The organism is Sphingobacterium lactis (assembly GCF_051951495.1).
GTDB classification, from domain to species: domain Bacteria; phylum Bacteroidota; class Bacteroidia; order Sphingobacteriales; family Sphingobacteriaceae; genus Sphingobacterium; species Sphingobacterium lactis_A.
Window position 1 is genome coordinate 100479 of sequence record NZ_JBNHAS010000004.1, and the last position, 11779, is coordinate 112257.

The following is an 11779-nucleotide window of genomic DNA, read 5'->3' on the forward strand; positions in this document are numbered from 1 at the left end:
AGTTATTCCTTAATCTTCACTTCTAAGTTTTCAGACCTGGCATTTACAGCAGGATCGTACATACAATCGATGGTCGTTATTCCCGAGTTGAATGTACCCACATTGTTTGCTTTGATCTCATAGCTGAAGGTATGTTTTCCCTTGGCCAGGTAATCGAAGAAATAATTGGTGGAAGCATCCTTCAGGGTGAAGTAATAACCTCTTCGCCACTGATATCCCGAAGCCTGATATACAGGTTCTACTCCGGACGGTCTACTGTCCTTCAGGTGAACATAGTTCAGGTTCTTATCTGCAATGACGGTTATTTCAACCTTGATCTTGTCGCCTAATCGTACCTCTTTTGCCTCTTCCCATTTTCCATTTCTTTCGATCATGTATTTCTTGCTGACCGCAAGTTCATTTGTCGTCTGTTTAACATCCGCTGCAGGTACAAAGTATTGGTGATAGATTCCGCCATAAACCGTGCGGTCATTGTTGTTGGTCACAGCGATGTTTTTATTGGCATTCAATTCTTCTTTGCCCCATTCCTTGCTCACCTGACCCAGGACGACATCATCTAATTTCACATCCTGTTGATCGACTTTCAGGCTGATGTTGTTCACGAGGACAAAGTCAGCCGGATTGTTGGCTAGAAGTAGGGCATAGATGGCATCTACGGTCATCCAGGTGCTGTACCAATGGTTTGCATTTTTCTTATAGTACAGGTACTGTGTGATTCCCATCAGCTTGCTCGGGTCATTCAGCTTGTAGGCTTCTACCATATAGGACTGGAGACTGACATTGTTGTATTTATTGTCATTACTGCGCCAGTAGATTCCCTTGTCCTCATCCGTGATCATTTCCTGCTGAAGCCTATTGCGGATCTCGGTTGCCTCTTTTCCCGTTCCGTATAACAGGTTTACCACCCAGGCTTTTGCGGCATCTCCAGCGCTTCCCGAAGCGGATAGGAGCGGGGTGTTCAGTAACCTTGGTTTAAGCTTGTTTAGGTTATCCTTAGGAATTGTTCTATAGGCCGTCCAATAGTGACGGGCATGTAGGTAGTTCAAGGCCATGTAAGCTCCGGACTTCGGATTGAATACCGCCGTGTCCTTATCCAGGTAATCCATGAGGTTTTGGCTTTTTTGCATTAGACTTGGCTCAATCAGTGATTTATCCAATTGTAATACCTTGCCGAACACTTCCAGGATACGGATGGACATATAGGTATCCGCACGTCCTCCCTTGAACCAAGAGAAGCCACCGCTGGAAAGCTGATTGTCCATGATCTTTTTCTCTATCTCCTGAAGCTCACTTGAAATATCGGATTGGAACAGTTTTGCCAATTGTTTCAATTTCTCCTGATCATTTTCAATCTGTCTGATCCATGGCATCTCTTCCATTTTGATGTCCTTTAGTGCAGCATTGGACTCCAGGTTGCCCTTCATTTCCTTGCTGTCGATGGACTTGAAGTAGTTGGATATGGCAGGATAATGTTTTTCCATGTACTGCAGTACCTTCAACCCGAACCACTTGCTGGCCGATTGTTCGGTACATTCATAAGGATAGTTTTTCAGATAGTCCAGTGCGGAAATGATTTCCAGGATCGGATTGCTCTGCACCTGTACCTTGGCCTGAACATTGTCCTTGCCTCCGATCTTGATCTGATAGGCCTTTTCCTGTTTGGCCTTCAATAGGATCTTCTCCGTATCGGTAATAAGAACTTTATCGGACAATATTGGTAGCTCCACGATTTCACCATCGGAATGAGTGTCCGTGGCTGCAATTACCTTGACCTGTACGGAATGGATATCTGCTGGAATTCGTAGTTTCCAACTGACAGTACCGTTGTTCTGCGGGTCTACCTGGAACGGAACGGTCAGTCCACCTTCCATAAACCTGTTACTGATATTGTTATTGGTTTCCGGATCGATAAGCTCGATACGGGCATTCCCTATCTGGATTTCCTTACTTAGGTTCTGTACCTGCGCTTTGATCAGGATTTCATCCCCTTCCCTGAAATATCGAGGCAGATTCGGACGCAGCATTAGTTGTTTCTGTGTCTGGCTAAAGAATGTTGCTGAACCGGCATTCAATTCCTTATCATGTGCAAACAGAAGTAGTTTCCATTTCGTGAGTGCTTCAGGACTATCAAATTCAAAACGTACCGTTCCTTGCTCATCACTGTAAAGTTTAGGGAAAAAGAAGGCAGTTTCTTGAAGGTTTTTACGTGCTTGGACTTGATTAAGTTGATCCTCTGCTTTTTTATAATCTTTTGTTAGGACAATAATCACCCCATTTGCTGCCCTACTACCGTAAATAGCTGTAGCCTCATTACCTTTTAATACTTTAACTTCCGCAATATTATCTTTGTTCAAGCTATTAAACTGTGCGGCACTGATTACTTCACCATCCATTACATAAAGCGGTGTTTGAGCGTCTCCTGCTGCATCCGCATTTCCTCTAATAGCAACACCTGGAACTGCACCGGTAAGTTCTTGTTTAGCTGATCCTACAACAACTACCTCATTTAACTCCGAACTCCTCGACATACTGTCAAAAACGGCCGGCTCTGGAAATCGAATCATCTGGCTCCATAAACCATAATTAAAAACGACAGGCAACTCGTTGTCTAGGTAATGAAAAGCATCCATACTTTGGAAAATGTCTCGAGGATAGCTTTTCTCATGAAATGTACTATACCAATTGTAGAAATTCGGCGAACCATAATACGGATACCGTAAAGCAAAGGAATAAGGGAATGCATTTGAACTAAAATCATCTAATGCGCTGTCATACATCGTAGCCAGAACTTCTGTTTGCATTTTCTTGTCCTTTTGGCTGATGCTGAAAGACCAAGTTTCCTTTTCTCCGGGACTTATTTTATCTCGGAAACTATGTGTTTTAATGTTTAGATATTTGTCATCTCGATTGATTGGAATATAAATATTCAAGCTCTCAAATTTATTATTTACCAAAAAGACGGCCACATAGCTAAGGTTGTTGTTTACCTCGTCTTTAGCTAGGGTAAAACTGTAGTTTATTGATCCATTTTTCCAAGATAATACCTCGGGATCTAATTTTTTACCATTTTTGATCTTATAAAGGAATAATTTTTTGGCGTCTGGTTCATCCGTTTGGAAGTTGATTTTAACCAAGTCTCCCGCGGAATAACGAATACTATCTAAACTTGAAACTAGAAATTCAGACTTATTAGTTTTTTTGGTAACAGGGTCATATAAATTCACAAAACTAGTACCCACAATAGTATCATTTTCAAAGACTGAATAGGCTTTTACCTCATATCTTCCCATGGTAAATAAGCTAGAATCTATTTTCACCAAATTGGTATCGCGAGTGTCAAAGTTATAGGAAGCAATTAATGTCTTCTGTTCTTCATTCTTAAAACTGAAATCCGGATCTATATTCTTTGGAAAGTATTTTTTGTATTCCTCCTTGCTTAGAATATGCTTGGTAATGGCACTATAAATATTCTTTTCATTTGCAGGAATAACGACATTTGGTTCGCCATATTTATAAATTTCTACCTTTCCAGCAAATTTTAAAGGTTGGTTATTCTGATTAGTGGTATTGACCCACAATTTTGACCAGCGTAATGCTTCTTGTCTATTGTCAGCTTCTACCTGAATTCGCCATGGTTTATTACTGAATTGATAAGATCCCGATGCAGTCTGCAATTCACCTGTTTGATTGACTACTTCGGCAGTGAATCTAAAGAATATATTCTCCATCCCCTTATAGGTACTGTCCATTAAAGGGATTTTGAATTCAAAATTGCCTTTTTGGTCAGTGGAAATCGTATCTGTTAGATTGTTCCTATTTCGGTAATATGGATATTCATTACTAGATACCTCTACTTTTATCCGAACTTCAGCATCAATCAAAGGTGCACCAGAAAGCATTTCCGCTTTTCCTTTAAATATGGTAGTATCTTTCTTGGTATATGTTTCCTTGTTTACCTCTAATTGAACCTTGAAAGTCGGACGCTTATATTCCTCCACCCTGAAATATTTATTTCCAATTTGTTGATTTTTATAATATACTTCCATGGAGAAGTTACCGGCCAAGGTATTGCTTGGGAGATTAAAACTACTGTCTGCTGAACCGTAAGCATTGCTTTTTAGGAATATCGAGTCTATCTTTCTACGGTTGGCATCAAATAAGCGGATTTCAATTTTTTGATCTGCTAAGACTTTTCCTTTTTGATAATGGTTATTATAAACCACAGATTTAAAATATAGCTTTTGACCTGGACGATAGATGGCACGGTCCGTCAATAAAATTGCTTGAATATCTCCTTCTTCGTCTTCCTCGTCACCCGAATTTACGTCATGAGGAAAATGAGAAATCTCTGCTAATTCAATAAGCTGATCTTCGCCTGGTATTGCGAGATAATAATCCTGAAGATCATACATTGCCTTTTTAGCGATGGACTTAAAAGTGAATTGACCCTTTGCATCAGTCTTTAAAGTCGATATTAATTTGGCTTTAGTGGAATCCGGGAAGTCGTATAAACTCAGTTTTTTATTTGAAAAAGGCTCTCCGGTAACTCGATTAATCAAAATACCAGAATACAAATCATAATCATCCTGTTCATCCGTTAAAGAGGCTTGAAAAAATTGATCACTAATATAGATTTGGCTACTTGAAACATCTTCGTATAATCCATCATCCTTAAATTCCTTGTTATTGGATACTATTATAGTATATTGACCATACGGTAACGGATTTAATTTATAGATGCTTATTTGCGGATCATAGCTGTTGAAATCTGTTAATTTGATAACTTCTTCATATACCAAAGGTGCCTGAATGGATGTTATTTTGCTAATGCTATCGTATTTTATGCTGTAGAATTTTGGGTTCTTAGTCTTAAGGGTGCTATTATATACGCGGATATACAGTGAGTCTAAATTTTTACCAGAAACCTTAATGGGTACATATTGATTTGCTGGTGCGAATTTATTATTGCTTATGCCAACATCAACTTTCTTAATTTCTTTGTAAAGACTATTGACATTTACCAACCAAGGTGAGTTCGGATAATCGGATTTTGCTTGATTTAATAGTTTTATAGCTTCTTCATATTGTTGAATCTCAAATTTTCTTTGAGCTAATAAGAAAAGTAGATAGGCATTAAAATTACTCTTTTGGCTATTGATGATTTTTGAGATTTCATCGTTAAAAATTAAATTATTGGAATAGCTAATATCTAGTGTAATAAAACGAAGGTTCGCTTGTGCATCAGCATAATTGTTTCTTTTATTTAATGCACTGAGATGCTTAATTAACTCATCGATCTTCTTTTTATTTTCCTTTTTATCGCGCATTAAAAAGTCCAAATAATCTTTCGTGACAAAATGATATAAAGTAGGGCTTAAGCTAATGTTTTTCTGATCATTTAGCATGGCAGACCATGACCCGATTTTCGATTTTTCTAACTCTTCGCGGTCTTGAATGGATAGCCTATAAATGGAATCGATTATTCGCTTCTTTTTATCTTCATCTGCCTGAAAGAAGATGTTGTCTGATTTGGAAAGATAACGGAATTCATTGGATAGGAGGTAGGAAGCATAGAAGTTCTGTAGAACAGCTTTTCTGAGACCTTTGGACGCGGCAATGTTTGATTTGAAATGCTTTTCTTGGTTCTCGAAAACTTGATCATCATCCACATTATTTCCCTTTGCTAAGCTTTCTGCCAAAAAAGCTTTAACCCAAGTGCCTTCATCATTGTTGCGTATAGCCATTACCTTGATATCAGCTAGGATGGGAAGGGTCTGATCATAGTTCTTAATACCAATAAGACGGTTTACCTCCTTCCATTTATCCTCTAGGCTAGTCTGTGCCAGGGAATAGAATGGAACAATACAGGTAATTACAAATAAAATAGAGATCCAAAGGGCTTTTTTCATAATCAGTTTGACGTTTGTTAATAATGTGCAATTATTTTTAACAACGGATGCAAGATAATTATGTTTTCCATAACTCGAATGAAAAAATAAATAATTGGAGGGTGCTAAGTATTGGTAATCAATGTTATTGATGTTGCCTGCATAATGAATTTACTCAATAATCTTCACTTCTAAGTTTTCTGATCTGGCATTTACAGTAGGATCGTACATGCAATCGATGGTTGTTATTCCCGAGTTGAATGTACCCACATTGTTTGCTTTGATCTCATAGCTGAAGGTATGTTTTCCCTTGGCCAGGTAATCGAAGAAATAATTGGTGGAAGCATCCTTCAGGGTGAAGTAATAACCTCTTCGCCACTGATATCCCGAAGCCTGATATACAGGTTCTACTCCGGACGGTCTACTGTCCTTCAGGTGAACATAGTTCAGGTTCTTATCCGCAATGACAGTTATTTCAACCTTGATCTTGTCGCCTAATCGTACCTCTTTTGCCTCTTCCCATTTTCCATTTCTTTCGATCATGTATTTCTTGCTGACCGCAAGTTCATTTGTCGTCTGTTTAACATCCGCTGCAGGTACAAAGTATTGGTGATAGATTCCGCCATAAACCGTGCGGTCATTGTTGTTGGTCACAGCGATGTTTTTATTGGCATTCAATTCTTCTTTGCCCCATTCCTTGCTCACCTGACCCAGGACGACATCATCTAATTTCACATCCTGTTGATCGACTTTCAGGCTGATGTTGTTCACCAGGACAAAGTCAGCCGGATTGTTGGCTAGAAGTAGGGCATAGATGGCATCTACGGTCATCCAGGTGCTGTACCAATGGTTTGCATTTTTCTTATAGTACAGGTACTGTGTGATTCCCATCAGCTTGCTCGGGTCATTCAGCTTGTAGGCTTCTACCATATAGGACTGGAGACTGACATTGTTGTATTTATTGTCATTACTGCGCCAGTAGATTCCCTTGTCCTCATCCGTGATCATTTCCTGCTGAAGCCTATTGCGGATCTCGGTTGCCTCTTTTCCCGTTCCGTATAACAGGTTTACCACCCAGGCTTTTGCGGCATCTCCTGCGCTTCCCGAAGCGGATAGGAGTGGAGTGTTCAATAACCTTGGTTTAAGCTTGTTTAGATTATCCTTAGGAATTGTTCTATAGGCCGTCCAATAGTGACGGGCATGTAGGTAGTTCAAGGCCATGTAAGCTCCGGACTTCGGATTGAATACCGCCGTGTCCTTATCCAGGTAATCCATGAGGTTTTGGCTTTTTTGCATTAGACTTGGCTCAATCAGTGATTTATCCAATTGTAATACCTTGCCGAACACTTCCAGGATACGGATGGACATATAGGTATCCGCACGTCCTCCCTTGAACCAAGAGAAGCCACCGCTGGAAAGCTGATTGTCCATGATCTTTTTCTCTATCTCCTGAAGCTCACGTGAAATATCGGATTGGAACAGTTTGGCCAATTGTTTCAATTTCTCCTGATCGTTTTCAATCTGTCTGATCCATGGCATCTCTTCCATTTTGATGTCCTTTAGTGCAGCATTGGACTCCAGGTTGCCCTTGATTTCCTTGCTGTCGATGGACTTGAAGTAGTTGGATATGGCAGGATAATGTTTTTCCATGTACTGCAGTACCTTCAGCCCGAACCACTTGCTGGCCGACTGTTCGGTACATTCATAAGGGTAGTTTTTCAGATAGTCCAGTGCGGAAATGATTTCCAGGATCGGATTGCTCTGCACCTGTACCTTGGCCTGAACATTGTCCTTGCCTCCGATCTTGATCTGATAGGTCTTTTCCTGTTTGGCCTTCAATAGGATCTTCTCCGTATCGGTTATCAGGATCTTATCGGACAATATTGGTAGCTCCACGATTTCCCCATCGGAATGCGTGTCCGTGGCTGCAATTACCTTGACCTGTACGGAATGGATATCTGCTGGAATTCGTAGTTTCCAACTGACAGTACCGTTGTTCTGCGGGTCTACCTGGAAAGGAACGGTCAGTCCGCCTTCCATAAACCTATTGCTGATATTGTTATTGGTTTCCGGATCGATAAGCTCGATACGGGCATTCCCATTCTGGATTTCCTTACTTAGGTTCTGGACCTGCGCTTTGATCATGATCTCATCGCCTTCCCTGAAATATCGTGGGAGGTTTGGACGCACCATTAGTTCTTTCTGTGTCTGGCTATAGAAGGTCGCTGAACCGGCATTCAATTCCTTATCATGTGCAAACAAGAGTAGTTTCCATTTTGTGAGTGCTTCAGGGCTGTCAAATTCAAAACGTACCGTTCCTTGCTCATCACTGTAAAGTTTAGGGAAAAAGAAGGCAGTTTCCTGAAGGTTTTTACGCGCTTGGACTTTCTCTAGCTCTTGCAACGTTTTTTTGTATGCAAGACTTTCTTCCAAATTAGGACCTTCAGAATTAATATTTCTTTCGTTTCCCAAGCCTGAAGTACTGAAGCTATGAAATTGGTGCGAAGCAAAATCATAGACTAAATTTTTTGTATGATGATCTAAAGGATTCCAAAGGGAGTAGTTAATAACACTTGGTAGATTACTAGTTAAATAGGAAATCTTTTTCAACTCCTTATAATTAGTTGAAGAGTAGCTTTTTGGTAAATATTCATATAAGTCATCATAAGTCAAAAGTCGACTATTATAAAAGTCAATTTCTGAATAAAAAGAACTAGGAATACCATGTGATTCAAACATATCCAAAGAAGCATCGTACATAGTTGCTAATGTTTCAGCTTGTACTGTTTTGTTGTCTTTTTTGATACTAAAGCTCCAATTCTCCAATTTGCCGGGAGTTATTTTATCTCGAAATGTCTGAACCTGAATTTGCAATTCTTTTTTTGGAACAATTATTTTTATCCTGGCGGTAGTATTTTGAATTTTATTGTTCACAATTAAGACAGCATTAAAATTAATCGTGCTAATCCTTTCATGGACAGGAATATTAAAAGTATATTTTATTTCTCCATTATTCCATTCAAGCACTTCTGGTAAATAATTGATGTTATCTTTTTTCTTGTAAAGAATTAGAGTTTTGGCATTGGGTTCATCTGAAAAGAATTGTAAAGTGACTTGATCACCTGGAGAATAAGTTGCCTTGTCTAATTTTGAAATTAGAAATACCTTGTCCGATGTTTTATTGGTAGCAGGATCGAATACTTCTATATTTTTTCTTTCTATAATGGAGTCTTTTCCAATATATGAAGTAGCCACAATTTGATATGTTCCCCTTGGATAAAGGTTTGAATCAATATTTATAACACTAGATTCGTTACTATCGAATGAATAAGACGTAATTAAAGTTTTAGTTCTCCAGTTTTTTTCTATTAAAAAGAGCTTTGCCAATTCCGGGAAAAACTTTTTATACTCCTCCTTTTGGAGAATATGTTTCCTGATTGGGTTATATAGGTTTTCAATTCCTTTGGGAAGGAGGACTGGTGATTCATTTATTTTATAAATATCAATTTTCCCTTTCAACCCTAAAGTAATATTGTTATGATTTGTAGTATTGAGGATTACTTTAGTCCACCCAAATTCTTGTTGATATGTTTCTGACTTAATTTCAATTCTCCAAGGTTTCTTATGGAACTTATAAGTTCCTTTCGAAAATTGCATTTCTCCAGATTGGTTGATTACTTCTACATTATAAGTTATTTCAGCTTTCTCTATTTTTCCGAAAATTGAATCTGTCAAATGAACCTTGAATTTGAAGTTCCCATCTTTATCGGTGTAAAGTGTGTCTTTTTTTAGAATGTTATTAGAAGACACGATATTATCCCAACTGCCTAAAATAACCATCACATGTACTTTTGACTCTTTTAATGGGACACCCGAAAAGCTTCTAGCATTTCCTTCAAATATGGCAGTGTCTCCTGAGTGTAGCGTCTGTTTATTTGGGGTAAATTTCACTTGGAATGTGGGACGTTTATACTCTTCAATTTGAAAATAGTAATGCCCCAATTCTCTTCCTTTTGATTTAACTTCCAAAAAGTAGTGTCCTGGTAAACAATTTGCTGGTATTAAAAAGCTACTATCAACCGAACCATATTCATTCGTTTTTAGATTTTGCTTATTTAATGTTCTCCAACCGGCATTAGAAAATCTTACTTGTACATCAAGATTTGGAACTACTTCTCCTTGATTTAATAGTTTGTTATATACGATAGCTTTAAAAAATACACGCTGTCCTGGCTTATAAATGATTCGGTCAGTTAATAATAAGGCTTCATTAAAATAACCATTGTTTGAATATCCTCGAAAATTATTAATGAATTTGATGAAAAAATCAGTTTTAATAAATTGACCTTCTGAAGGATTATATAGATAGAAATTTTCGGCGTCCTGATTACTAAAATATTCTATATCTGAATAAAAGAAAATACCCTCTTTATCTGTTTTGAGTTTTTCTACAAATTCAAATTCACCTTGCAAGTTCAACTTATATAATATTAAGGAGGTATTCGCATATGGTTTCCCTGTCTTTATATTTAAGGCAATCCCAGATGGAGGAGTCATATGACTATTCCAAGAAGGAGTATTTTTTTGTAGGTATAAATCTGTCGTGATAAAGTCTAATGATTTGACTTCATTTAATAATCCATCGTCCTTAAACTGGCGATTATTTGAAATCAAGAGCGTATAACTGCCGTACTCCAGAGGATTTATTTTATATATCGTAGTTTGTTCATTAGGATTATTAAATTCTTTTGTACCTAAATGTTCTTCATAAACTAATTTAGCCTTTATAGAAGCAATATTCGATGAGTCATTATATTGAATATGTGGTTGGTTAGGGTTGGTTAGGGTTGTACTCGTATTATAAACTTTTATAAATATGGAGTCTATATTCCTTCCCCTAATCATTAATGGACTGTATTGTTGGCTTGGAATATTTTGATCTAAAGTAACATCTAATATTACCGCTTGAATTTCTTTTTTTAATTGAATGGCATTTTCAATCCAAGGAGAATTTGGGTAATTTTGTTCTGCTTCATTTACTCGAGTTAAAGCTTTACTAAATTGGTGATTATCCACCATTCTTTTGGCGATTACCCATAATATATAAGCGTTATAATCACTTTTCTGCGAATCCACAATTTGTTGAAGATCTTCTAAATCATAGCTATTGTTATTTATCGATTTTTGTAGGAAAAGAAAATTAGCTTGCGCATTTGCTAATCCCAAGCTTTTATTCAAGGAGTCTAAATTTCTGGTTAACTTTTCCAGTTTTACGCTGTTTTCCTTTTTGTAATAACTTAAAAATTGGAAATAATTTAAGGCTATATGATGGTAGAGTGTAGGACTTAACTCCAAATTCTCTAAACCTGTAAATAAATAGTTCCAACTTTCAATTGGTTCTTTTGCTAAAATTTCCTTCATTTTCAATGAAGACTGAAATAAAGAATCGACAAAGAATTCAATTCCGTTGTTTATTGGTTTGTGCGCGATTTCTTTACGGCTGATTATAAACTTCGCATAAAAATTCAATAACACAGCTTTTTTAAGGCCAGAAGTACTTTCAATTTGTTTTTCAAAATGTTCACTCCTTGCTGCAGTAGGATTTATTACATTTTTATTCGCTCCAATAATTAGATTTTCAGCTAATATAGCACGAACCCAACTGCTATTATCTTTCCTGATATTAGCGATAGATTTTATCTCTTTAATTAATGGAACTGCCTGATCAAAATTCTGAATAGAAATTAAATAATCTACTTCTTTCCACTTTTCCGCTAAGGATTTAGAATTGTTGACTTGTCCAATTGAAACCAAAGGAAAAACTAATAAAAGGAAGTAATAAAAAAATTTCATAGTTAATATTAGGTTAAAGCAAATTATGTTGCTTAGCT

General features: G+C 37.4%; 2 protein-coding genes. Both read right to left on the bottom strand.

All coding sequences use genetic code 11. The annotated features are described in order from the left end of the window. Positions 1–2 precede the first annotated feature (2 nt). On the bottom strand, positions 3–5909 hold the full coding sequence (locus ACP6L2_RS14580; RefSeq protein ID WP_440510058.1) for an MG2 domain-containing protein: 5907 nt from the start codon (positions 5907–5909) through the stop codon (positions 3–5). A gap of 150 nt (positions 5910–6059) precedes the next feature. Further along, positions 6060–11741, bottom strand: a complete 5682-nt coding sequence (locus tag ACP6L2_RS14585; RefSeq protein WP_440510059.1) for an alpha-2-macroglobulin family protein — start codon at positions 11739–11741, stop codon at positions 6060–6062. Positions 11742–11779 lie beyond the last annotated feature (38 nt).

Coding starts and splice junctions, on each gene's coding strand:
- ACP6L2_RS14585 (WP_440510059.1), bottom strand. CDS start 11,741: ATGAAATTTTTTTATTACTTCCTTTTATTAGTTTTTCCTTTGGTTTCA.
- ACP6L2_RS14580 (WP_440510058.1), bottom strand. CDS start 5,909: ATGAAAAAAGCCCTTTGGATCTCTATTTTATTTGTAATTACCTGTATT.